The 23,355-nt window shown below is 68.5% G+C and carries 22 protein-coding genes and 1 pseudogene; 17 read left to right on the top strand and 6 right to left on the bottom strand.

Annotated elements, in window-relative coordinates; translation table 11 throughout:
* Positions 1 to 199 precede the first annotated feature (199 nt).
* From V1460_RS01060 to V1460_RS01050, 3 genes are read left to right on the top strand one after another with little or no spacing between them, the layout of a single operon-like run.
* On the top strand, positions 200 to 760 hold the full coding sequence (locus tag V1460_RS01060; RefSeq protein WP_338671566.1) for a MobC family plasmid mobilization relaxosome protein: 561 nt from the start codon (positions 200 to 202) through the stop codon (positions 758 to 760).
* Entirely contained in the window at positions 757 to 2,469 is a 1,713-nt protein-coding gene (locus tag V1460_RS01055) for a relaxase/mobilization nuclease domain-containing protein (protein WP_338671565.1), read from the top strand. The genes V1460_RS01060 and V1460_RS01055 overlap by 4 nt, the downstream gene beginning before the upstream one ends.
* A 52-nt stretch (positions 2,470 to 2,521) precedes the next feature.
* Entirely contained in the window at positions 2,522 to 3,394 is an 873-nt protein-coding gene (locus V1460_RS01050; RefSeq protein ID WP_338671564.1) for a ParB/RepB/Spo0J family partition protein, read from the top strand.
* 148 nt (positions 3,395 to 3,542) lie between these two features.
* Here V1460_RS01050 and V1460_RS01045 read toward each other — a convergent pair whose 3' ends face one another.
* The 3 genes from V1460_RS01045 to V1460_RS01035 all read right to left on the bottom strand — a co-directional run bounded on the left by V1460_RS01045 (position 3,543) and on the right by V1460_RS01035 (position 5,963).
* The gene (locus V1460_RS01045; RefSeq protein ID WP_338671562.1) at positions 3,543 to 4,346 is read right to left on the bottom strand and encodes a DUF6461 domain-containing protein; all 804 of its coding nucleotides are present in this window, start codon (positions 4,344 to 4,346) and stop codon (positions 3,543 to 3,545) included.
* Between the two features lie 79 nt (positions 4,347 to 4,425).
* Positions 4,426 to 4,995 carry a peptide deformylase gene (locus V1460_RS01040; protein WP_338671561.1) on the bottom strand — a complete coding sequence of 190 codons (570 nt, stop codon included), beginning with the start codon at positions 4,993 to 4,995 and terminating at the stop codon, positions 4,426 to 4,428.
* Positions 4,992 to 5,963, bottom strand: a complete 972-nt coding sequence (locus tag V1460_RS01035; protein ID WP_338671560.1) for a helix-turn-helix transcriptional regulator — start codon at positions 5,961 to 5,963, stop codon at positions 4,992 to 4,994. Before V1460_RS01035 ends, V1460_RS01040 begins: the two co-directional genes overlap by 4 nt.
* A gap of 143 nt (positions 5,964 to 6,106) precedes the next feature.
* Between V1460_RS01035 and V1460_RS01030 the strand changes: the two genes are divergently transcribed.
* Genes V1460_RS01030 through V1460_RS01015 form a run of 4 tightly spaced genes read left to right on the top strand, consistent with a single transcriptional unit; the run spans position 6,107 to position 10,087 of the window.
* Entirely contained in the window at positions 6,107 to 7,261 is a 1,155-nt protein-coding gene (locus V1460_RS01030) for a glycosyltransferase family 1 protein (protein WP_338671558.1), read from the top strand.
* Positions 7,258 to 7,962 (top strand): hypothetical protein, encoded by a 705-nt coding sequence (locus V1460_RS01025; protein WP_338671556.1) that lies wholly within the window; start codon positions 7,258 to 7,260, stop codon positions 7,960 to 7,962. The genes V1460_RS01030 and V1460_RS01025 overlap by 4 nt, the downstream gene beginning before the upstream one ends.
* Positions 7,959 to 9,197, top strand: coding sequence for a hypothetical protein (locus V1460_RS01020; RefSeq protein ID WP_338671555.1), 1,239 nt, complete (start codon positions 7,959 to 7,961; stop codon positions 9,195 to 9,197). Before V1460_RS01025 ends, V1460_RS01020 begins: the two co-directional genes overlap by 4 nt.
* Positions 9,194 to 10,087, top strand: coding sequence for a glycosyltransferase family 2 protein (locus V1460_RS01015; protein WP_338671554.1), 894 nt, complete (start codon positions 9,194 to 9,196; stop codon positions 10,085 to 10,087). The genes V1460_RS01020 and V1460_RS01015 overlap by 4 nt, the downstream gene beginning before the upstream one ends.
* Here V1460_RS01015 and V1460_RS01010 read toward each other — a convergent pair.
* The gene (locus V1460_RS01010; protein ID WP_338671553.1) at positions 10,045 to 10,545 is read right to left on the bottom strand and encodes an ATP-binding protein; all 501 of its coding nucleotides are present in this window, start codon (positions 10,543 to 10,545) and stop codon (positions 10,045 to 10,047) included. The genes V1460_RS01015 and V1460_RS01010 overlap by 43 nt on opposite strands.
* 101 nt (positions 10,546 to 10,646) lie before the next feature.
* Between V1460_RS01010 and V1460_RS01005 the strand changes: the two genes are divergently transcribed.
* The 3 genes from V1460_RS01005 to V1460_RS00995 all read left to right on the top strand — a co-directional run bounded on the left by V1460_RS01005 (position 10,647) and on the right by V1460_RS00995 (position 13,196).
* On the top strand, positions 10,647 to 11,564 hold the full coding sequence (locus V1460_RS01005) for an FkbM family methyltransferase (RefSeq protein WP_338671552.1): 918 nt from the start codon (positions 10,647 to 10,649) through the stop codon (positions 11,562 to 11,564).
* A 95-nt stretch (positions 11,565 to 11,659) separates the two neighbouring features.
* Positions 11,660 to 12,139 carry an NUDIX domain-containing protein gene (locus V1460_RS01000; protein WP_338671551.1) on the top strand — a complete coding sequence of 160 codons (480 nt, stop codon included), beginning with the start codon at positions 11,660 to 11,662 and terminating at the stop codon, positions 12,137 to 12,139.
* A 154-nt stretch (positions 12,140 to 12,293) separates the two neighbouring features.
* Positions 12,294 to 13,196: an LLM class flavin-dependent oxidoreductase gene (locus tag V1460_RS00995; protein WP_338671550.1), complete on the top strand. Its 903-nt coding sequence runs from the start codon at positions 12,294 to 12,296 to the stop codon at positions 13,194 to 13,196.
* Positions 13,197 to 13,278: 82 nt separating this feature from the next.
* Here V1460_RS00995 and V1460_RS00990 read toward each other — a convergent pair whose 3' ends face one another.
* Positions 13,279 to 14,070 carry an SAVMC3_10250 family protein gene (locus V1460_RS00990; protein ID WP_338677843.1) on the bottom strand — a complete coding sequence of 264 codons (792 nt, stop codon included), beginning with the start codon at positions 14,068 to 14,070 and terminating at the stop codon, positions 13,279 to 13,281.
* Positions 14,071 to 14,205: 135 nt separating this feature from the next.
* Between V1460_RS00990 and V1460_RS00985 the strand changes: the two genes are divergently transcribed.
* The 3 genes from V1460_RS00985 to V1460_RS00975 all read left to right on the top strand — a co-directional run bounded on the left by V1460_RS00985 (position 14,206) and on the right by V1460_RS00975 (position 19,839).
* Positions 14,206 to 16,008 carry a hypothetical protein gene (locus V1460_RS00985; RefSeq protein WP_338671549.1) on the top strand — a complete coding sequence of 601 codons (1,803 nt, stop codon included), beginning with the start codon at positions 14,206 to 14,208 and terminating at the stop codon, positions 16,006 to 16,008.
* Positions 16,009 to 16,052: 44 nt separating this feature from the next.
* The gene (locus V1460_RS00980; protein ID WP_338671547.1) at positions 16,053 to 17,219 is read left to right on the top strand and encodes a serine/threonine-protein kinase; all 1,167 of its coding nucleotides are present in this window, start codon (positions 16,053 to 16,055) and stop codon (positions 17,217 to 17,219) included.
* A gap of 250 nt (positions 17,220 to 17,469) precedes the next feature.
* Positions 17,470 to 19,839, top strand: a complete 2,370-nt coding sequence (locus V1460_RS00975) for a hypothetical protein (protein WP_338671546.1) — start codon at positions 17,470 to 17,472, stop codon at positions 19,837 to 19,839.
* A gap of 24 nt (positions 19,840 to 19,863) precedes the next feature.
* Here V1460_RS00975 and V1460_RS00970 read toward each other — a convergent pair.
* A pseudogene (locus V1460_RS00970) lies at positions 19,864 to 20,100 on the bottom strand (LLM class flavin-dependent oxidoreductase); the annotation flags it as partial.
* A 580-nt stretch (positions 20,101 to 20,680) separates the two neighbouring features.
* Between V1460_RS00970 and V1460_RS00965 the strand changes: the two are divergent.
* The 4 genes from V1460_RS00965 to V1460_RS00950 all read left to right on the top strand — a co-directional run bounded on the left by V1460_RS00965 (position 20,681) and on the right by V1460_RS00950 (position 23,162).
* On the top strand, positions 20,681 to 20,815 hold the full coding sequence (locus tag V1460_RS00965) for a hypothetical protein (protein ID WP_338671543.1): 135 nt from the start codon (positions 20,681 to 20,683) through the stop codon (positions 20,813 to 20,815).
* 50 nt (positions 20,816 to 20,865) lie between these two features.
* Positions 20,866 to 21,147, top strand: a complete 282-nt coding sequence (locus V1460_RS00960; RefSeq protein ID WP_338671542.1) for a hypothetical protein — start codon at positions 20,866 to 20,868, stop codon at positions 21,145 to 21,147.
* Positions 21,144 to 21,536: a PIN domain-containing protein gene (locus tag V1460_RS00955; protein ID WP_338671541.1), complete on the top strand. Its 393-nt coding sequence runs from the start codon at positions 21,144 to 21,146 to the stop codon at positions 21,534 to 21,536. Before V1460_RS00960 ends, V1460_RS00955 begins: the two co-directional genes overlap by 4 nt.
* Positions 21,537 to 21,812: 276 nt before the next feature.
* The gene (locus V1460_RS00950; RefSeq protein ID WP_338671540.1) at positions 21,813 to 23,162 is read left to right on the top strand and encodes an IS110 family transposase; all 1,350 of its coding nucleotides are present in this window, start codon (positions 21,813 to 21,815) and stop codon (positions 23,160 to 23,162) included.
* The last annotated feature ends 193 nt before the right edge of the window (positions 23,163 to 23,355 follow it).

Genomic DNA, 23,355 nt, shown 5'->3' with positions numbered 1-23,355 from the left:
CTTGCCCCTCCCGGAGAACACGTTCGTGTCGCACGAAGCCCACCACACCGACCACACCCCCGACGTGCTGCCGCAGCTGGCGAAGTCGCCTACGATGCGAGACCGTTTGCGGCGCGCGTTCGGACGGACGGCCCTTGGCGGAGCCAGTAGTACCCCGAGTCCGACTCAAGGCCGGTCTTCGGGGGTCTCCGCCCCGGGGGTGGCGGAGACGGCCCAGCGCCAGGGGGCGCCGGACCGGGAGGCCGGGGCCGAGGGCGGCCCCGACCCGGACGGGCTCCACGCCGTCCAGCAGCAGATCCTCCGCCCCGCACTCGCCGCCGATCCTCCGGTCGGCGAGCGAGCGGTGCAGAACGTGCAGCCGGCGATCCGCCGTTTCACCGGCACCAAGCGGACCGTCCGTGTCGGACCGCTGAGGTTCACCGGCGACGAGCACGCCGACCTCCAAGAGGGTGCTGCCGAGCACGGCTACAAGGGGGAATCCGGCTTCGCTGCCGACATCGTCCTTGCCTTCATCACCGGCCGGTTCACCGCGAACCTGCCGCTGTCCGAGGACCGCCGCCGCACCCACATGTTCCGCGCACAAGTGCTGCGCGAGCTCAACCGCATCGGCGTCAACGTCAACCAGATAGCCCGCGCCCTCAACAGCGACCTCACCCCGCCCGACATCCGCCACCGACTCGACGAGCTCCACCGCCTGCTGGAGCTGATCGCCGAGGCCCTGCGCGAACCGACCGAATCCAGGAAGGACCTGGCCGCGTGATCGCCGCCATCAAACCGGCCGGGTCCAACACCCGTGGCTTGCTCGCCTACCTCTACGGCCCCGGCCGCCACGACGAGCACACCGACCCGCACATCGTCGCCGGATTCGCGATGCTCGGGATGCCCGACCCCGGACGTGACCCGGACGCCACCCTCACCCAGCTGGCCCGCCACCTCGACGAGCCCGTCCATCTTCGGAACAGCGAGTTCGGAAGGAAGGTCACCGACCACGTCTGGCACTGCCCCGTCCGCACCGCCCCCGAAGATCGCCGCCTCTCCGACACGGAATGGGCCGACATAGCCCAGCGCATCGTCGAGGCCGCCGGCATCGCACCGCCCGGAGATGACCTGGCTTGCCGGTGGATCGCCGTACGCCACGCCGACGACCACATCCACATCCTCGCCACCACCGTCCGCGAAGACGGCCGCCGCCCCCGGCTCCACGACAGCGGCATCCGCGTCGGCGACGCCTGCCGCCAGATCGAAGCCGACTACGGCCTGCGCCAACTGAAGAAGGGCGACCGCACCGCCGGACGCCGGCCCACCCAGGCCGAGATACACAAAGCCGAACGCCTCGGTTGGGAGCAGACCAGCCGCGACTGGCTCCAGGACCGCATCCGCGCCGCAATCCCCCACGCCAGCAACACGGAAGAACTCCTCTCCTACCTCGAAGCCATGGGCATCGCGGTCAAACCCCGCCGCGGACCTTCCGGAGACCTCCTCGGCTACGCCGTCGGCCGCCCCGGCGACCTCAACAAGGACGGCGAACAGATCTTCCACCCCGGCGGCAAGATCGCCCCCGACCTCACCATCCCCAAACTCAAGGCCCGCCTGGAGACCACCGCGCCGGAGGAACACCCCACCGCCCGCCGCGATCAGCCCGCCACTCCCTGGCACCAGGCCATCGACGCCCTCGACACCCTCCACCAGGGGATGGCCGACGACACCCACGCCCAGGCCCACATCACCGCGCTCGGCGACCTCATCGAAGCCACCGCCCAGAAGGCCCCCAACCGTCTCCACGCCGAACTCCGAGCAGCGTCAAGGGCATTCGGTCGCGCCCAGCGCTCCCAGATCCGCGCTGAGGACCAGGCGGCCACGATCCTACGCAAGGCGGCCCGGGACCTCGCCCACACCGCCACCGGCCCCGACGGCAGCGCCCTGGCGACCCTGCTGGCCGCCCTCGTCTGGGCCACGATCGTTGCCGCCCGCTGGCACGAGGCGAAGAACCACGCCCACCAGGCCGAAGCCGCCCGCCAGACCCTCCACCACCTCCAAGCCGCAGCAGACCGAGCCCTCACGCCCGTCGTCGACAGCCTCGCCACCCGCGGGCCGAGTGATCAGGCCCGCCGGACCCTGGCCCACGACGTACGGGCCGCCGTCCCCGACCACGCCGACCACATCCTCACCGACCCCGCCTGGCCGGCCCTCGCCACCGTCCTCGCCGAGGCCGAAGCCGGCGGCCACAAACCCCACCAGCTCCTCAAGGAGGCCGCCGCCCAGCGCGAGCTCGCCACCGCCCGCCAACCTGCCCGCGTCCTGATCACCCGCATCCAGCACATCAGCCGCAACCCCGCCCCCAACGCCCGAGCCGAAGCCGCCCGCCGCCGCTCGACCATGGCGCCCACGCCCGCCGGACAGCAGGCCCGCAACCTCCAGCCCACCACGGCAGCAGCGACACCCAACGCCCAGCGCCACCGACAGCGCTGACAACCACAAGGAGCACACCCTGAAGATCCACCCCACCGCCAGCATGTTCCCGATGCTCAGCAAGGACGAGCTGCTCGACCTCGCCGAGTCCATCAGGGCCGAGGGCCAGCACAAGGACATCGTCCTCGACGCCGACGGCGTCCTCCTCGACGGCCGCAACCGCCTCGCCGCATGCGAGATCGCCGGCGTTGAACCCCGCTTCACCAATTACACCGGCAACAACCCCACGGCGCTGATCCTCTCCAACAACGTGTACCGCCGGCACATCAGCAAAGGCCAGCAGGCCATGATTACCGCGATGGCCATGCGTTCCGTTTCGGGACACTCCCTGCGGGACCTGGCCAAGCTCCACGGCCTCAGCCGCAGCCGCCTCTCCGCCGCCAACGTCGTCCTCAAGCACGCCCCCGACCTCGCCGAACAGGTCCGCACCGGCACCGTCCCGCTCGACACTGCCTACAACACCGTCTCCGAGCGCAAGGCCCGGGCCGCCGCCCTACAGGAGACGTACGACCGCCTCCGCGAGCACGCCCCGGACCTTGCCGAACGGGTCACCCAGAGCGAGATCACTCTCGATGACGCCACAGCGGCGCTGGACGAGCGGCTGGAGACCGAACGGCTCCGGCAGTATGTGATCAATGCCGACACCGTGCGTCTCGCCGATGGCGACACCACCCCGCCTCTGGCCGAACTCGTCGAACGGGGAGACATCATCTGGCCCGAGGCACACCAGCGTGCCGAGGAGTTCGCCGTCCACCGACGGGACAGCATCCAGCGATCCAGGCAAGCTCTCCACGTCATCGCCGAGCACTGGACCGCTGTTCAGGACCTGGCCGCCCGCCCCGACACCCCCTACGCCCGGGACATCCTCGACGGCCTCGCACCCGTAGCCCGGACCCTCGCCCAGCGCTTGATCACCCTGGACTGATCCATTGCACGTCCTCGGGGTCGGAGTGACCGCCGGCCCCGAGGACGATCGCTCATGCCACGAACCACCCCACCGCTTCGGACAGCGCAGCAGCGCGGACGTCGCCGATCAACGGCACCGCCCCACCCGGGTTCGGCCGTCGTGAGGGTCACAGGGTGGGCGATGAGGGCCCGAGGATGACGATCGGCGCTTCGGCCTCCTCGCGGGCGCGTGCCGAGCCGGCCTCGACCTCCTCGCGGGTGACTTCCCTGTAGATCCGTTCCCCGTGTGCGTCAGTGATGTCGATGACGACCTTGGTCCACTCCTCGGCGGGCTCCTCAGGCACGTGCCCGAGCTGGTACACCGCATCCTTGAGCAGTTCCTCCGTGACCCGTACGCCGGTCAGCCGCTCGGCGAGGGCAAGGACCGCTGCCTTGGTGTCGGTGCTCGGGCCGGTGTCGTCCTCGTCCTCTGACAGATCGAATCCGATCTCACTCATCATGGGGAGCAGATCGTCAGGGGTGCTGCCATACCTGTCAGTGGGCCATTCAAAGGTAGTCCGAAGCTCACCGGCCTCGTACCAGTGGAACAGGTCGATCGGTGCGCCGCCGTTGGTGGAGTGCGTCACGGCGCGACCATCCGCCGACAGGGCCTCCAGGAATCGCGGCCGCATCCCCACACCGCCGTCGAACTGCAGGATGAGCGTCCAGCCGCCCTGCGTACCCGGCACGGTGAAGACACCCGCGATGAAGGCATCGTCCCAGTAGTCCGTCGCATCACGCTGGTCCAGATGCTGCTCGATCAGCTCGTCCAACCCCGTGCACGTGCCCTGCACCTCCGCCCCCATCGCACGCAGTACGTCGTCGGGAGCGACGTCCCGTACGAGGGTCAGGCCGTATCCGCCCTCCATCGCATTGCGGAACAGTGAGGAGGAACGAATCCAGGCGTAGTCATGTCCGGTTGCCGAGGTCATGCATCACAGTCTGCACGCCATCGCTGACAATCCTTTCGGCTGCGACGACGCCGTCGCGGGCCCCGAAGCCGTGGCGGCGCTACTGCTCGTAGGCCCACGCCCGGCCGGTCTGGCGGTACTCCTCGACGGGGATGGGAGCGACGCCCGTCCGCATCCGCGCGGTGTAGAGCAGGCCGTCGAGGTGGTCGATTTCGTGGTGGACCAGCCTCGCGAGCCCGCGTTCGTAGGTGGTGGTCACCAGATGGCCCTCCAGCGTCGTGGTCTCCACGGTGATCCGTAGCGGCCGGGGGACCAGGCCGCGGACGTCGAAGAACGACAGGCAGCCCTCGTACTGCTCGTCCTCGTCGCTGGAGCGGTCGGTGATGCGGGGGTTCAGCAGGACGATCGCCGGGGCACCGGGGCCAGGGGGCTGGACCACGGCAGCGGCCCGGCCGATCGCGATCTGCGGGGCCGCGATGCCCATGCCCTTGGCGAACGGGTGGACCTGCCCGATCCGCTCCATCGCGGAGAACAGCTGCTCGATGACCTGCTCGCCTGCCTCGCGCTCGGCCGGGAGGTCGAAGACGCGGGCAGGCTCGGCGAGGACGGGGGCACCGTTCTGCACGACGCCGAGGCCGCGCATCTGCTCGCTGGGCCGCACCTGGATCACCTGAACTCCCCTTGGTTCGCTTCACGTTCGGGTCGCGCCCGGAACCGCCATTCCAGACGGTACCGGGCGTGGAGTGCGGGTGTGGACGTGCTCCAGGAGAAGACCCGCATCCCGTTCTCCTCGCGCTGGACCGGTGCTGTTCGCAGCGGCGCCGCCTCGGCGGTCATGGAGGTCTCGGTGCCCCATACAGCGGGGTCGAGCTCGGCAGGGAAGGCGAGTTCGACCGCCAGGTGCTCCGTGGGCAGACGGACGGCGCGCTGGAACCAGCGGCCCCACTTCTCTTCGCCCACCGAGTAGGCGTATTCGATCCACACCGACTCGCCCGGGTACAGAGGGAAGCGGCCCTGTTCGTTCTCGAACAGCAGCCACACCTCCTTGAAGGCGTCGCGATCATGCTTGGCCTGCCAGCGCATCGCCTCACCGCGACAGGTCGCGGTCAGGGAGAGCTCGTCCCAGGTCAGCGGGTGCTCGCGGTAGTGGGCGTTGGACCGTTCCGGCTCGCCCGGGTAGCGGTCGACGCTGATGCGGATCAGGTAGCGGGTGATCGGCTCACTGCCGGTGTTCCGCAGCAGCCGGCGCATCGTGAGCCGGTAGAGGCGCCCGTCGTAGTCGAGGCGGGCCGCGTCGTGCTCGACGACGATCGCCGAGCCGGTCGCGTACGGCTGCTCGGCCCTGCGAGGGGCGGGTACGACCGCCGCCGGTGCCACGGGAGCCTTGGCCGTCTCGTAGTCCAGCCAGCGCTTCCAGATGGCCTTGCCCGCGTTCAGGGCCTCCTCCGCGCGGCGGGCGAAGTCCTCGGTCGGCTTGTGACGGCCCGACTCGACATGGCTCACGTAGGACGGGTCGAATCCCATCCTTCTGGCTAACTCCCGCTTGGCCAGACCCCGCACCTCACGCCAGTAGGCGACCTCCGCCGCGAACGCCTCGGCGGCCTGCTCGACCGTCAAGGCGTCGTCCCGCGCGTCCATCGAAGCCCCCGCCCTGGCCGTCGGATGAGATGAATGAACCGTGAGTGATCTCGATTCACCATTCTGTCACGGTCCCGGTCGCCAGTTTCCTTCCTCTACCGGCCCAGGTCGACCCCCGGGCCCAAACCAGGAGGGTCCCAGCGATGCGCGTGCTGTATCTGCTCAACGTCTCCAACTCCAGTCAGCTGTCCGCCGACTCCGGCTACACCTTTGCCGACATGCTCGCCCCGGCTCTGACCGACGCCGGGGCCGAGGTGACCGTGGTCTCGCCGGTCCCAGTCGGCGACACCCGCGTGCACTTCGCGCCCACCGCCTCGCCGTCCACCAAGTACCGGGCCCGCTTCGACCCCGGCATGGACGCCCTGGTCACCCTGATCCGCGACCGGCGGCCCGAGGTGGTGGTGGCCAACCAGGTCGAGGCCGCCCCCGCGATCCGGGCCGCGCTCCTGGAAGCCGGGGTGGACGCGCTGATCGCCGGCTACTGCCACTACCTGCCGTACTCCTTCACCGACACCGGCGTCCTGGAGCTGGACCCGGCGATGAACGACCGGGACCTGGGCCGAAGCGTGCTGCTGGCCTTCGCCGCCGGCCTCGCGGCCTGCGACCGCATCCTGGTCCACTCCTCCACCGCCGCCTCCTGGACCACCGCTGCCGCCGCCCGCACCGGCGTCGACCTCGGCGACAAGCTGCACATCGTCCCCGCCCCCAGGGACGTACGGCTGGTGCGCGACCCGGCCGACATCACCCCGCCCGAAGGCAGGGCCGCCGGCATCTACAACCACCGCCTGTACAAGCACTACGGCACCGCCCGCTTCACCCAGCTCGCCCGCCGCCTCGTCGCCGACGCCCCGGTACGGCTCACGGTGATGGACCTGTTCGGCACCCGCAGCCCCGAGCGCATCCGCCTCGACCCCAGCCCCGAACAGCACCTGGAGGAGCTGGCGACCACGGACGGCGTCACCATCGCCTCCGACCGCGGCGACCGCATCCGCTACCGCAACCTCCTGACCGGCGCCCACTTCGGCATCGCGCCCTTCCGACCCGGCTGCCCCTGGTCCATGTCGGTGATCGACTGCCAGGCCATGGGTCTGCCCGTGATCGGCCCCCGTACCGGCTGGCTGGCCGAGCACATCGACCACGAGCTGCTGTTCGGCACCGACGAGCAGGCCGTCCAGATCACCGAGCGCCTCGCCACGGACGCCGAGTTCTACCTGGTGCACGCCAAGCGCGCGTACGCCTCCACCGCCGACCTCACGCCCGCCGTGGTGGCCGCCCGCTACCTGGAGGCGATCAAGTGACCGGCTTCGACGCGGTCCAGCTCTCCTACGACGAGCCGCTGGCCGGCTCCCTGCACACCCGCCTCACCCGGGTGCTGGGCGGCACCGTCAAGCGCCTGCACGGCGTACGCGGGATGCGACGCGCCTACCGGCTCACGGCCGAGCTGGTCGACACCGAGCAGTTCTTCCTCGCCGACGGTGACTTCGCCATCGACCCCGAATTCCCCACCGCCGCGGTCCAGCCGCTGGCCGACGGGGTGGCGATGCGGGTATGGCAGGCGGTCAACCCGGTCAACGGCCTGACCTACGGCTACGGCGGGCTCAAACTGATCCGCCGCTCGGCGCTGAGGGAGATGGGCCAGGCCGTCGACGTGCTGGCCGCACTGCCCGGCCGGGTCGAGTTCTGCCGCCAGACCGCCGGGGTCACGCGGTTCAACCAGAGCCCGTTCCACGCGTGGAAGGCGGGCTTCCGCGAGTGCGCGATGCTCGCGCGCGGCAGCGAGTACGGCATGACCGACGCCTCCGCCCAGGAACGCATCGCCGCCTGGACGGCCAGTCGTGACGGCGAATTCGCCGCCTACGCGGCGGCCGGGGCCCGCGACGGAATCGGCTTCGCCAAGGCCGCAGCCCGCGACCCGCAGCGCTTCGAGGCGCTCAACGACCCGCCCTGGCTGCACCAGCACTTCACCACGCTGTACGGCGAGCAGGCGGTCACCGGATGAACACCGCCCCCGGACGGCTGGTGCTGATCGAGCCGTACGCGCACCGGGTCGGCGGACACCACCAGCGCACGCTGGCGGCGCTCGCCGCCGCGTGGCCGGACAGCCTCCTCATCGCCCCGGGCGGCCTGAGCGAGGACCTGGGCCCGCTGGTGCGGGCCGGTACCCAGGTCGCCGTCGGTCCGGCCGGGCCCGCGGCGAAGATCCTTCTGGCTGCCGCGAAGGCGGCAGCACGGGTCTCCGCCGCCGGCCAGCAGGTCTTCGCCTCCCGACGCTGGCCGCTGGCGGTCCGCAGGTCCCCGCACCAGGTCACCCTTCTCGCCCGGTGCCTGACCGAGGCCGCCTGCCTTCGCACCGCACGCCACCTCGCCTCGCGGGCCTCGGCGGTGGTGATCCTCAGCGCGAGCGAGGCCCTGCACGGCGTGGCCGCCCTGCTCGGCGGCACCCCGCACCTGCGGTTCATCCACGAGGTAGTCACGACGGAAGACCGCCTGGTCCGGTGGCTGGGCCGGCTTGCCCGCGCGGGCGAGAAGCGCGTGATCGCGTTGTACCCGACCACCGCCGTCCGCGACCAGGTCGCACCGGCCTTTCTTGACCTTCCCGGCGAGGTGCGGGCGTTCGCGGTTGATGACGGCCGCCCGCTGACCGACGCCGAGCGCGACGGCGCCCGCACCGCCTTCACCATCCCCACCGACGCGACGGCGGTGTGTGTGGTCGGCGGCTGGTGGCCGTACAAGGACATCCCCACCATCGACGCCGCCCTCGCCCGTCTCACCACCCCCCTGCACGTCCTGGTGTGCGGCACTCCACTGGACGACGCCGTCCTCACTCGCTGGCACCAACTCCCCAACGTCCGCCTTCACACCGTGCCCGGACCGGTCGGTGATCAGGTGCTGCGACTCGTCTACGCCGCCGCCGACGCGGCCCTCGTCGCCCGGAAGCCCGGCGTGGGCAAGGAATCGGGACTGGTCATGGACGCCGCCCGCCTCGCCGTCCCGCTGATCGTCTCCGCACACGACCCCGAGCTGACCGCCCGCCTCGACGGGGAACCATGGGTCCGGATCTTCCCGGCCGGTGATCCGGACACCCTCGCCAAGACGCTGGACCACCTCACGGACCAGGCGCCCGTTCGCCCGGGACCTTCGGCGCCCGGGGCACTGGACATGAACTCGGCGGCCGGGCAGGCCGCCTTCCTCACCGACACCTACACCCGTCTGACCAAGGAGTGCCGCCGATGACGTTCATTCCTCCCACTCTGGTCGCGGTCGTCGGGCCGGTCGAACCGGCCCTGCTGGCCGCCTGGATCGCCCACTACCGCCGGCTCGGCATCGAGCGGTTCCTGCTCGCCTTCCACTTCCCCAACCACGTCCCCGACGCCTGGCGGCACCAGCTCATCGCGGCCAGCCACGACCTCGGCATCGTCCCCGCCCAGATCAGCACCGGGCCGTGGCATGAGCACATCAACACCCAGCTCCGCGACGCCTTGCGCGAGCAGGCCGGTACCGGCTGGCACCTGATCGCCGACTCCGATGAGTTCCAGACCTACCCCGCCCCGCTCGATGAGATGATCGCCCGGGCCGAGGCCGCCAGGCACAAGGTGATCGGCGGGCTGATGCTCGACCGCGTCACGAACGACGGCCGCCTGGCCCTGTGGCGCCCGGAGATCGGGCTGGACCGGGCCTTCCCGCTCGGCGGGCACCTCACGCGCCGGCTCCTCAAGGGCGACCCCCGCAAGATCGTCCTCGCCCACTCCTCGGTGACCGTGGCGTCCGGCAACCACCGGGCACCGGACCACAAGCCGGACTCGGACACGCTCGCGTGCGTGCACCACTTCAAGTGGCGCTCGGGTGTCCTGGACGACCTGCGCCGGCGGGTCGATCTGTTCACCTCCGGCGAGTGGGCCGAGCACACTCCGGCCGTCCGCAGCGAGGCGTCCCGCCTGTTGCAGCACATCGACCGTCACAACGGCCGCATCGACGTCGCCGATCCCCGTCTGGCCTTCCGCCGCGTCACCCTCGACCGCCTGCCGGACGGCTGGGCCCCCGAAGCTGCCAAGATCGCCACCACCTGGCGGCCGCACACGGCTCAGAGCCAGCCCGGCTCCACGATTTCCTCGCCCTCGCCCTGAGGCGCCTCGAAGCGGGCGAAGAAGTCGTCCAGAGCCTCTGGCGTCACGACGAGCGCGTTGGCGTCCTCCCGGTCGTTGCGCTCCGCCAGCCTGCGCAGCAGCTCGTCACGCACAACCGGGAAGTACAGCAGCCGCCACCGCCCGCCGGCCGACTCCACCAGCTCCTTCATCGCCTCGCGGTCCTTACGCGGCCACAACCCGTGGTCCCACACCACATCCCGGCCCCCCGCGACCAGCTCAGCAAGCCGCTCGTGCAGCTCAGCGACGACCGGGGCCTCCTTCTCGAAGTAGGTGTTCTCCGGGTAGTCGACGCCGTACCGGCCGTGCCGTTCATAGAGGACCTCGTCCACCGATAGCCGCACAGCACCCTCGGGCTCCAGCTTCCGCTGGGCATAGGTGGTCTTCCCCGAACCGGTGAGCCCCACCAGCAGGAACACCACCGGAGTGCGCTCGGCCACCGCCAACTCCCCTCAACATCACAAGCGTTCCTTGGCCAGTCTGCCACCGCCGGCCGGCCCAGGACCCCGTTCCTCATCACCACCACCCGAAGGAGCCGCCCGTGTCCACCTCCGCACTCGCCCGCTCACTGCGGGCCTATGTCCGCCACGCCCCCGGAACGGTGGCCAAGGCCGGGCTCGTCGGCCGCTTCCTCGACGAGCACCTGCGAACCCATCCCGTCCACACCACCGTCCGGCTGCGGACCGGCGACAAGATCGGCGTCACCACCAGCGACGTCATCCAGCGCTACCAGTACCTGTTCGGCGAGTGGGAACCGAACCTGAGTACCTTCCTACGCGCCCGGCTCCGTCCCGGGGACACCTTCATCGACGTCGGAGCCCACCGCGGCGCCTTCAGCCTCCTGGCCTCCCACGCCGTCGGCCCCCACGGCCACGTCGTCGCCATCGAGCCCTTCCCGCAGTTCCACGACGACCTGACCGCCGCGGCCACCGCCAACCACCGCACCAACATCCGAGCCGTACGCTCCGCCGCCTCCGACACCCACGGCACGCTGACCCTGTACCTGGAGGACCCTGCCAACCTCGGCCACACCACCGCCGTCCAGCCCCGCCACGTACACATGGCCTTCGAGGTGCCGACCGCACCCCTGACCGACCTGGTCAGCAGGGCCGAGCTCGCCACCACCCGGATCATCAAGATCGACGTCGAAGGCGCCGAAGCAGCAGCCATCCGCGGATTGCTACCCGCGCTCACGTACCTGCGCAACGACGCGGAACTCGTCGTGGAAGTCACCCCAAAGCTGCTTGCCAAGCAGGGCGAGAGTGTCGCCGACATCATCGACACCCTGCACGAGCACGGCTTCCACGCGTACACGCTCACCAACGACTACGACCCGGCCACCTACCCCCGGGCCATGCGCCGACCGCAGCCGCCGGTCCGGTGCACCGAGACCCCGAAGCACATGACCGACCTGATCTTTTCCCGCGTCAACGCCGATCGCCTCACACTCGGGCGCTGAGCAGCACCTACCCCCACGTTTCGAGCGGCCCGGCCGGTCCGAGCCGCCCGCCAGGACCACCGACACCTTCCGGCACGTCGACGAGGAGTGGGCACGTGATCAACACAAGCGTGATGAACAGCCGCAACGCAGTCTGTGTGATCGTCCATGACAAGCACGCCGACACGATCGCCGCCGTTCTCTACACCGCCCGTAACTGGTCCCCGCAGCCGGCCTGGACCCTCCCCGGTGGCAAAGCTGAACCCGGCGAAGCCGTCGACGAGGCCGCTGCCCGCGAACTCCAGGAGGAGACCGGCCTGCTCGTCGACCCGGCGGATCTCGTTCTCGTCCACGTCATCCACGTCGAACAGGGCTCGGACCAGGCCGGGCAGTTCGTCCTGTTCGTCTTCGCCACCGACACGTGGACCGGTGAGCTGACCAACACCGAGCCGGACAAGCACCTGACGGCCGAGTGGGTCACCGCGAGCCTTCTGCCCACCCCCGCGTTCCCGACCCCCACGCAGGCCCTGGCAGCGTACCGGGACGGAGGCCCGTCCTTCTCACGCCATGGGTGGTCGGTCACCGCCGCGCAATGAGTCGGCACCAGGCGATCGGCGGGCCTGGTCGCCACACTGAGACGGCTCCGTCGGGTACCACCCACCTCGCACCAGACCGGATCGCCGCAGCGTGAGGACGTCACGTTCCGGAGTCGCACGGGAACACCCCAGGGTCCGACGTAGGCTCGGTGGCATGAGCCTGCGCCTGAGCACCGTGATCCTTCCCGTCGACCGCTGGCACGAGGGAGGCCGTGCGAAGTGGCAGCACGCTGAGGAACTCGGCTTCCACGCCGGGTACACCTACGACCACCTCTCCTGGCGGACCTTCTGCGACGGCCCCTGGTTCGGCGCCCTGCCCACCCTTACCGCCGCCGCCACGGCCACGGACCGCCTACGCCTGGGAACCCTCGTCACGTCGCCTAATTTCAGGCATCCAGTGACGCTCGCCAAGGAGCTGATCTCGCTCGACGACATCTCCGGCGGGCGGGTCACCCTCGGCATCGGCGCGGGCGGCAACGGTTTCGACGCCACCGCGCTCGGCCAGGAGGCGTGGACGCCGAAGGAGCGGGCGGACCGGTTCGGCGAGTTCGTGCCGCTGCTCGACCGTCTGCTCACCGAGGGCGCGGTCTCGCAGAAGGGCGACTTCTACACGGCGGAGGAGGCGCGGAACATCCCAGGCTGTGTCCAGTGCCCGCGACTGCCGTTCGCCGTGGCGGCGACCGGGCCGCGCGGGCTGCGGCTGGCCGCCCGGTACGGGCAGGCGTGGGTGACGACGGGCGACCCGAAGTTGTACGAGGAGGGGACCCCGGAGCAGTCGGTGGCGGCCCTGCGCGCCCAGGTCGAGAAGCTCGGCAAGGCGTGCGCCGAGTCCGGGCGGGATGTGGCCGAGCTGGACAAGATCCTGCTGACCGGCTTCACCCCGGACCGGGGCCGACCGCTGGAGTCTGTGGACGCCTTCGTCGACTTCGCCGGCCGCCACCAGGAGCTCGGCTTCACGGAGATCGTGATCCACTGGCCGATCGCGGGCTCCGACTTCGCTGCTGACCACGCGGTCTTCGAGCGGATCGTCACCGAAGGTCTCAAGCAACTCGGCTAATGACTGCGCTGCCAGGAGGAAAGGCCCAGCAGCTTCGCTGACATCCTGGTTCAGCTTCCTGGCACGCAAAGTCGCCGTTCAATCACACGGGATCCCTCAGAGAGTCGGCTGCCGCGTACTCCACGACGAGGGGGCTCGCCACGACGCACCGAGAGGTGGCACCGGCACTCGAAAGGAGCCCTGTGACACGTGCGTACCCAGTCATCATCGCCGACGTGTCGATGCTGTCGTCCTCATCGTCCAACGCATCCAGTAGCTCCTGCACGCCCTGGCGGTGCAGGCGCACCGCTTCCCGGGATGGAGTCTGCTCCAGTGGCAGCGGGTCGCGGTGCCTGGTGAGCGCCTCCACGACCTGCCCGGCCCTGGTGACGAATGCGGTCCCCAGGCTGGAGGCCGAGTTCTCCACTTCCAGCGCGGGACCGTCTACTGACATCGGGGTCCAGCCTCTGAGATGACGGACCGACCCATGCATGAGCAGACGACAGTCCTCGTCCGCTACGGAGCCTGTTCTCCCTCGGCCTGTAGGGTCCACGAACAGTACGAGATCTTGGTGAGCGCCACCGAGCGTCACGCAACGAAGTGGTGCTTCGAACTGCACCCACTGGCCAGGACGCAGGTCAGGTTGCGCGTACCAATCCGACATAAGCTCAACGTGCTTGGATACATCGCGAAGGTGCCGTAGCTGCCCTTGCTCCGCGTTTGCCGCGGGCGCGTCCATGTCGATGCCACCCAACGGCGTGGTCACACGGAGAGCACCCGTACGCGGGACACGCCGTGGCGCAGGTACGAATTGCCGCAGTTTGCTTTCCGACAGATAGACGATCTCGCGCACGGTGCGCTCCCGTTCGGTCGGTCTGGTCACGTGACACGCCATACTGCCACCCCACACTGACAGTGGCCGAAACAGCTCAATTGCGGATTGAATCAAGCCAGTTGCTCCACGGTTGTCCAGGCGGAGTCGACAATGAGCAGGCGCACACCGCAGGTGGTGATGACCTCTGGGGATGTCATGGACGACGAGCTTGATCTGGACTCGGCACTTCAGCGAATCGGCGAACGGATCGAAGGCATAAGGGAGAGGCAAGGGCGTCACGAGGAGACGCTGGACGTCTTCAGGGAGGGGCTGCACGACGTGGAAGCGGACGTCGTGAGGCTCAGCGGTGAGGTCAGCAATGTGCGGCAGGAGATCGCAGGGCTGGAGAGCGCGGTCACCGACACACGCCAGACGCTCGACACCTTCATCGAACAGTACGGACGCGACCGGGAAGTCTCCAAGGCCCAGGCGGAACTGTCTCGTCTAACTACTGAGTGGCACGCAAACTTCGCACAACGTAAGCAGACCCGTGCCCTGGCCCGCGGCCTTGTGCACACCCTCACCGCGCAGGCCGTCTACAGAAACGTGGTGAACACAGCCACCGTGCGGGCATGCTCCGAAGAGCGACTGCTACTCGAACCGACGTACTGGCTTGCGCCTGCCACCATGGCGGTCGCAGCCAAGTTCCGCAATGAGGAAGAGCAGGGTGAGCGAGCCCGGGCGCACGCCTGCGCCTTGGACGCCGCAAAGGCCAATCTCTTCTTCTCGTTGACGTGTTCTCGCCTCGGAGACGAGACCGAAGCCGCTGCATGGATGGACCTCTACCTCCAGTCGCTCGACCCCGATGAACTGGGCCAGGACTTCTTGGTCGTTCTGGACGCGATCGCCGGCAAGGAACTGGGCGAGAAAGCGCTTGGGTACACCCAGCAGGCCATGGCGCGATGGAACCGAGGCGGCTCACCCCTCTCAAGCACCAAGCATGCATCGCCCAGCAGGGGTGGTGGCTCCCCCCTGGAGTCCCGGCTGCTGGCCCTCCGCGGTCGCCTTACTGAGAATCGGTACGCAGCTCTGCGCAAGACATGCGGAGACCAGTGGGAGGTACTCCGGGGCGGTTGGGAACTGTCGACCGTGCCCGACAGGACCTTGACCCACCTCGAGTACATGTTTCCGGATGGGTTCGACGGGGCCGACGAGGTCGACACGCCGGTCGGCAGTGGCGGCCATGTGGAGAGCGCCCTTGAACGGCTCATCGACCAACTCGAGCCGGATGAAGCAGACATGCGCGAGAAGATGCGACGACTCGAGCGCGTCATCGAACACGGCGGCGACCTTGTGGCAGCCGACCGGGCGCACGAGTCGCCATTGACCCCCGACGCAGCCCCGGTCGCACTCATGACACTCCTCGATCAGGCTGTCTTCGATCCAGACGAAGTGCGGCTCGGCCAACCGGCTCGCCGCATGGCCCTGCGGGCCATCTGGCCGGATTTGGAGGAGGCTGCACAGCGCCTCGTCACCGCCTCCCGAGATCGCCTTCCGCGTCACATCACGTTGAGCGTCGCAGGCTGGGACTGCTCCGTCCCGACGGACCCGCAGCTGATGGTGCAGCCGGGCCGGCTTATCGATGAACTCGCCACGCACATCGAGCGACAGACTCAGGTCCGGTCGGACGCTGTAGTACGCAGATGGCCACGTGTGATCGCCGCCTTGGTGATCGGCACCTTCACCTTGGCGCTGGTGGTGCCGTTCGTCGACGGCGCGGCGCGATGGATCTTCGCGCTGCTCACGATCGGCCTGTTCACGGGGGCGGGGTGGGAGTTTGGAAGCGTCCCGCTCCGCAGGAGGCGCGTACGTGATCAGGGAGACCGATTGCGACACGAGGCTGTCGCAACAATGGACAAGGCGCTCCGCCAGTGCGAGAACCTTCTCGAGGATTGGCACGAGGCCGTGGAGCAGTTGGATCTCCTCACTCGTTGGGGAGAGAGTCAGAAGCGGGACTGATCGCCTTACGTCGGGATCCTGCCAGGGAGCGGAAACGGAACCAGATGGACACCTCCAAGCTGATCGGCGGCCGTTTCAAGGTGAAGGACCGCGCGGTCAGCGGTGCCATGGGTGACGTCTGGCCAGCCGAGGACACGAAGCTCGGCCGCACCGTGGCCCTGAAGTTCCTCGCACGACGACGTCTCCGACAGCAGGGAGCCGCCACGGAGTTCACCGATTGGACGGTGAAAAGGTTTGGGCGGGAGGGCGTTGCCATGGCACGGGTCAGCCATACCCACGTCGCGCAGATCTACGACACGGGCGAACACGAGGGTGAGCTCTACATCGTCATGGAGTACATCCAGGGCAGATCGCTCGCCGGCCATTTGAAGGAAGGGCCTACTCTCACGCTCGAGCGAACCGTGAGGTGGACATGGGAGATCTGCGAGGGCCTGGACGCCGCGCACTCACGCAAGGTGCTCCACCATGACATCAAGCCCGACAACATCATGATCACGAACGCGGGCGAGGTGAAGATCGTGGACTTCGGGCTCGCGTCCTTCGCCGATGTCACCCAGTCCCACACTGGTGTGGGAACCGCGCTGTACAAAGCGCCCGAGAGGTGGGCCGGTAGTCCGGGCAGTGTGCGCAGTGACCTGTACTCCGTGGGCTGCGTCCTGTACGAGATGCTGACGGGGCGCCCGCCCTTCGGCAGCCCGCAGGACGACCCCATGACCGTGGGCAGAATGCACCAAGACAACTCGCCGGCACCACCCAGCGCCCACCGCCCAGGCGTGCCCGATCAACTCGACCTCATCGTCCGAATCCTCCTGGCCAAGGATCCAGGAGAGCGCCCGCGAAGCGCGGAAGCGGTTGCCGTGGTGATGAGCGATATCCAGCACTCCTTGGGCGCTGAGGAGGTAGCCGTTGCGATGGGGCGGGGGCAGGCGCTTGACGCCGTGGACAGCAATGCTGGCCATTCGGAGCGTATTCGGGAATTGGATCGCCGCATCTTCGAACTGGAACTCCGGTTCGGGCCGTATGGCCATGCAGTGATCGATACGCGCATAGAGCATGCCGAACTCACTGGCCAGTCTGGCGACGCACGAGGGGCCGCAGCCCTGTACAACCGCCTCGGCCGTGACTGTCAGGACCTCTTTGGGCCACATGACGCGCGGGCGCTCAATGCCTTCGAAGGTGTGGCCCGGTGGATCGCCAGATCGGCGGAGTAACCGGCTCGTGCCTGAGGGCGTGCACAGCTCGGAGTTACCGTTCCTGGCGGATTAGGCCGATCCCCGACTCGGATTTCTCTGCGGACCTGATCGGTCTTCGAGAAGATCGCCGACGAGGCCGCAGCCCGGCTCGGCTGACGCTGCCCGGCACACCAGCACTCTGAGTTGCTTTGAGTATCCGTACGGATGCAGCAGGTGTCCGTGATGCTGAATGATCGCTCCTGGCTCGGCACGATCGACAAGGAGCGCGATGAAGCAGTCACGACGGCGGCGCGGTCAGACTGAGGTGGGCAAAGCTCGTCGCAAGGGGGTGTCTGTGGAAGATAACCCCACGCAGCAAAAGGTCCGCAGGCAGGGCACCAGCAAGCCACGCGTCGGCTATCTCGTTGTGCACGGAGTCGGCAACCAACATCGGGGCGTCGACTCCGAACGCTCGGTCCTGCGCCACATGGGCAAGACCATCGTGGCCCCACTCGCCAAAGCTCATGGCGCGTCGTCGGTCACCTGGACGGACACGGCGGAGTGCCGAGAGAGCTCTGCCGAGTGGCCGCTCGGGTCTCCTGCTCACGCGACCGTCAGCTTTACCATCCCCGGGCACCGAGCGGCAACGGTGCTCATCGCGGAGGCCGTGTGGTCGGACCGCTTCCGTCGACCCCCCTGGTACCTCCGCTGGCTGCTGACCCTGACCTACCTCGTGCGAAGTCTGCCTGCGGTGCTTCTCCTGGTCGGGCCAGATCGCCGTGACCGCTCTTTCTGGGTGCCGACCGAGACCTCCTCCAAGAGCACCTTTTTTCGTTCCATCCGCAATGGGCTGTGGCCCATAGGCTTTCTCACCAGTCCGGACATGGGGCGCATGGGTTGGCGGTTTCTCACTTCGCTCATGCTCTTGGCCGCATTCATGGCGCTACTCTCGGAGCACCCCTGGGTTGCCTGCGGTGCCGCCGGCGTACTCGTAGTCCTGCTGAGCACTCGCCTGAACGTTGCCGATCACGTGATCACGGCAGCCGTCCGGGACCAGGAGCGCGAGAAACTGCTCGACTATCTGGAAGATCGACTGCGCTGGATGCGAGAGCGCTGCGACAAGGTCGTGATCGTCGCTCACTCTCAAGGGGGCTTCCTGGCCCACCAGCTCATGGCTCGCCACGGAGGCCGTAATCAGCGGAAGGTAATTCGGCTGGTGGGGGTTGGATCAGGGCTCAAGCCCATCTGGATCCTTCAGCAGGCCAGGCGGCCATTTGTCGCAGCCGTGGCATGGGTGTTGCCTCTCGCTTCCATCTGTTTGGCCTGGGGAACCTCACCGCTATTCGAGCCGAGCAACTCCGCAGTAGCAGCAGGCATGTTGATGCAACTGACGGCGACCACGTCATCGCTGGCCCTTCCACTGGCCGCGCAGTCCCCCGAGTTCGGTACGACCATGATGCAAGGCGTGGCCGAGTCGTTGGAGAGGATTCAGTCGGGCATTCTCCTCGTGGGCGACATGACCTGGGACAGGTGGACAGCGATCGCCGTAAGCGGGGCATTGACCGTCGCGTGCGGGTTGATCATCAAGTTCCGTATCGCGCCCGACGCGAAGGCGCCGTTCGTCCTCCCGACGCCCAACGGGGCGAAGCCTCTGAAGTGGCATGAGTACAGCAGCCAGCACGACATGGTGGGCAGGATGCTGCTGCCCACGCTCCCTGCGGGAGTGGAACAGGAGGCCACACCGGTCCTGGGACACCCACTGCGCGACCACACGACGTACTTCGACGGCGAGGGACTGCTCACTCGCCGCCTGGCAGCCGGGCTGCTCATGGACGTCGAATCTTCAACTCGCTGGCGTCTTGGAGGACGCAGGTGGATGGAAACAGTTGCCCGCTACGAGCGGGCCCTGCGCAAGCAGCATGACCGGCGTCGCTGTTTTCAAGCAGTCCTCATGCTGTGGGCGGCATTCGCTGTCCTGGTACCTCGCATGGCGCGTGGAGCGACCCTGGTCGAGGCGGTCCTCGCAGGGTGGCTGCCCCTCGGGCTGATGACGGTGGTGCTGAGCGTTGTGTTCACCTGGCGCGGTCGGCGAAGCCACCGGAAGATGGTCGCCCTGCTCGACGCGGAGCTGCGAGGGCAACTCCAGGCCGACCCGCCTGTCAGGATTGTTCCACCCGAGTATCGAACCACCACTTCCCTGTCGTTGGCGATCGGCGCCGTGCTCGCCTTCTACGGAGCCTTGTGGTTGCGGATCCTGTCGGATCTGCACCCGGCATGGCATGTTCGCTCACCTGGAGCGCCACTCCTCGCCGCGATTCTGCTCGCGACCATGTCTGCTGCGGCGTGCTCCGGCTATCGGGTCAAGCGGCGGTGGGCCGCCGGTGCGGCACTGTTGGCCGCGCTGCCTGCTCTGACCTCTGGCGGGCCCATCGGTCTGCAGGCGTCTGGATGGACGACAGCCCCTGGGGGGACACTCGCCGCCACTGTTCTGGCAACCGTGGTGGTCGCCGTGATCAGCTTGTCTCGGGCGCGTGTGGTTCCGTTCCCCGAGGCGGTACTTGGCTCGACGCTGGAGCTACCCGGACAGCGGATGGCTGCTGGAAGCGGAACGGAAGGCAGCGTTATCAGCGTCTCGGGCGGTGACCACTCCAGCAGATAACGCCAAAATCACAGGTCAGCCTGCGATAGGTGAACGAGGCTTGACTGAGGTCACAAGGGTGCCCAAGCGGATACTCTGCGTTGCCATCGCGGCGGCCGTAAGGGTGGGCACGGAACCGAACCACGGCCCATCCCGGAAGGTCCGCCAGGAGAGGTGGTCGTACGTGTACGCGGTATGGAACCCGAGTTCTTCGGCCCGCCGCCAGATCTTCTGTCCTTCGGCCCACCGGTGGATGGGAAGGATCACCGTGCTCAGACGCATGGCCTCGACCATACGCGGCCTTTCCACTGCCACGGACACCACGGGTATACCGACGAAGCAGATTCGGGAAGCCACGACGGCGTCGCGATGGGCGTCGCTACCGTGGCGTCATGGGCACACGGGGTAGGGCCGAAATCGAGGCCGTGATCGAAGAGGCGACAGTGGACGCCTACGGCGAGGACGAACAGCGGACCGGTCTGTTCACCATACTTGAGGAGCGCCTCGGCCTGCCCTTCGTCACCGTGGTTCTCCGGCGTCGAGGTGACGGTGTGCGGCGTCGCCCTCACGCCGGACGGCAGAATCGTCGCCCTGTGCTCGCGTGGCCGTGTCCGGCAGTCGATCGGCATCCTTGACCTGCCGTTGCCCGCCCCTGCGCCCGAAGGTGTGGAGTGGATCGAGGCGTACCGCCATTGGGCCGGCCGTTCAGTCGGTCGGCGGCGCGTGGCTGGTGTCCGGGGCGATGTCGTACTACCCCAGGTCCAGTGCCAGCGACATCGCTCAGGCGGCGCTCGAACTGGCCACCAGCCAACCCGAGCTGGTCTTCCGCAACCCCCAGAAGATCGAGCAGGGGTGACAGCGGATGCGGGAGGACCGGGCCGCGTTCGTCGAGTTCTGCGGCGGCGACGAGTTGGTCCTTCCGCCTGCTGAAGCCGAGGACCTCCTCAACGGCAACGGCGCGATCGACTCCTCGCGCAGATACGTGCGCAGCCGGTAGTCACCGCGGAGTCGCCGACGGGTTAATAGGTCATGTACTACACTTCCCCTATGGACACGCCCCGCCCCGGCAAGACCCGAGTCACCAGCGTCTCCCTGCGAGCCGAGACCCTGGAGGCGATCCGCGCGCGCGCCGGCAAGCAAGGCGTCTCCTCCTATATCGAGGAGGCCGTGCAGCGGCAGCTCCAGCGCGAGGCCATCGACGAGTACATCGCCGCCGCTGAAGCGGAGCACGGCCCTGTCGACCCTGCCGAGGTGTCGGACAAGGCCGAGCGCATCCGTGCCCATCACGCAGCCCGCCGCGGTGAGTCCGCCCCGGCGGACGCCGCATGAGCGGGACCCTCGTTCTCGACAGCGAGGCCCTCTCCAAGCTCTTCCGTCGGCACCGCGATATGACCGTATGGCTGGACGTCGCTCGCAGACTGGACCTGCTCGTCGTAACGAGCGCCGCCACTCTGGTGGAGGCACGCGACCCGAAGGTGCCGCAGGCGGCGTTCGACCATGCCGTTTCCCTGGCCAAGGTGCGCCCGGTCACGGAGGAGATCGCGCGTGCGGCATGCAGAGTGCTCGCAGCAGAAAGCCTGCACGGCCACAAGTACGCCATCGATGCGATGCTCGCGGCCACGGCCCACTTGGAGCACGGCGATGTCACTGTGATCACGAGCGACACGGATGACCTCCGCCGGCTGTGCCTCCCTCGCATCGCCGTCGAGCCGATCTGAGCGCCGACGGCCGCTCCTTGCCCTGTTTCCACAGGTCAGCCCTTCTGGTCCCTGTCGGGGAACGCCTTGCCGGCGTGAAAACATGATCGCGGCGCCCGCTCGCCGACTCCGGTTGCTCGTTGGGACACCAAGCCCGTAGGTCAGTCTGGTGCAGGGGCCGCTGCGGGGCCTTGCCTTGTTGCCGTAGAGCACGCCGGTCAGATTTCGTCTTCCCCGTGGCCCCTTGGGGCGGGCGCCGCCTGTACGAACGGAACGAGGGGGAAGGGGCACGCGCCCGTGGCGGAGACGGATGCCGAGGAGAGCGAGCAGGGACCGGAGCTGGTGGAGCGGGTCGCGGCGATCGATATCGCCAAGGCATCCGGGATGGTGTGCACCCGGGTGCCGCACGAGGACAAGCCCGGCCGGAGAGTACAGCGTGTGTGGCACGTGGCCGCGACCAGCGGCGCCATCCTGGATCTCGCGGACCACCTGATATGCCAGGGCGTCACCCGGGTGGTCATGGAAGCGACCTCGACGTACTGGAAGCCGTTCTTCTTTCTCCTGGAGGCGCGGGGGCTTGAATGCTGGCTGGTCAACGCGCGTGACGTGAAGAACGTGCCTGGCCGCCCGAAGACCGACAGGCTCGATGCGGTGTGGCTGGCCAAGCTCGCCGAACGCGGCATGCTCAGAGCCTCGTTCGTGCCGCCAAAGCCGGTGCGGGAGCTGCGGGACCTGACCCGTTCCCGCGCGGTCCTCACCCACGAGCGCACCCGGCACAAGCAGCGCGCGGAGAAGCTCCTGGAGGACGCGCAGATCAAGCTGTCCTCGGTGATCTCCGACATCTTCGGCGTCTCCGGCCGCGCGATGCTCGAGGCGCTGATCGCGGGCGAACGCAGCCCCAGGGCCCTGGCCGACCTGGCACACGGCACCATCAAAGCCAGCCCCCAGGCCCTTCAAGAGGCACTGGCGGGCGGGTTCGAGGAACACCACGCGTTCATGCTGCGGATGCTGCTGGACACCGTCGACTACCTCACCATGCAGATCGACAAGCTCACCGCCCGCATCACCACCCGTCTCACCGAGCTGTCCACGACCCACGACGACAGGGACGGTGACAGGGACGACGACCGGCCCGGTCAGGGCATGCTGATGCCGCTGACCGACGTCGAGCGCCTGGACGAGATCCCCGGGGTGGGACCGGCCACCGCCCAGGTCATCCTCGCCGAGATCGGCACCGACATGAGCGTGTTCCCCACCGCCGACCACCTGGCCTCCTGGGCCCGCCTATCCCCACGCACCTTCCAGTCCGGCCCGAAGAACACCTCCGGACCCGCCGGCAAAGGCAACCCCTGGCTGCGCGGAGCACTCGGCGAAGCCGCCATCTCCGCCGCCCGCACCGACACCTTCCTCGGCGCCCGCTACCGCCGCATCGTCAAACGCCGAGGCCACCTCAAAGCACTGGTCGCCGTCGCCCGCTCCATCCTGGTCACGGTCTGGCACCTCCTGAACGACCCCACCGCCCGCTACCGCGACCTCGGCCCCGACTGGCACACCAAGAACCTCGATCCCGCCCGCAAGACCCGCGACCTCGTCCGCCAGCTCACCGCCCTCGGCCACGACGTCACCCTCACCCCGGCAGGCGCCTGACACACCACCGCACCGCCCCTCAACCCCGTCGGCACAGCCCCAGGGGCCACATCGCCATGCCCGTCGAACCCCCGAGTTTTCCGGTCAGCCCTTCTGGTCCCTGTCGGGGAACGCCTTGCCGGCGTGAAAACATGATCGCGGCGCCCGCTCGCCGACTCCGGTTGCTCGTTGGGACACCAAGCCCGTAGGTCAG

The organism is Streptomyces sp. SCSIO 30461 (assembly GCF_037023745.1).
GTDB lineage: Bacteria > Actinomycetota > Actinomycetes > Streptomycetales > Streptomycetaceae > Streptomyces.
This window is presented reverse-complemented; position numbering and strand designations above follow the sequence as displayed.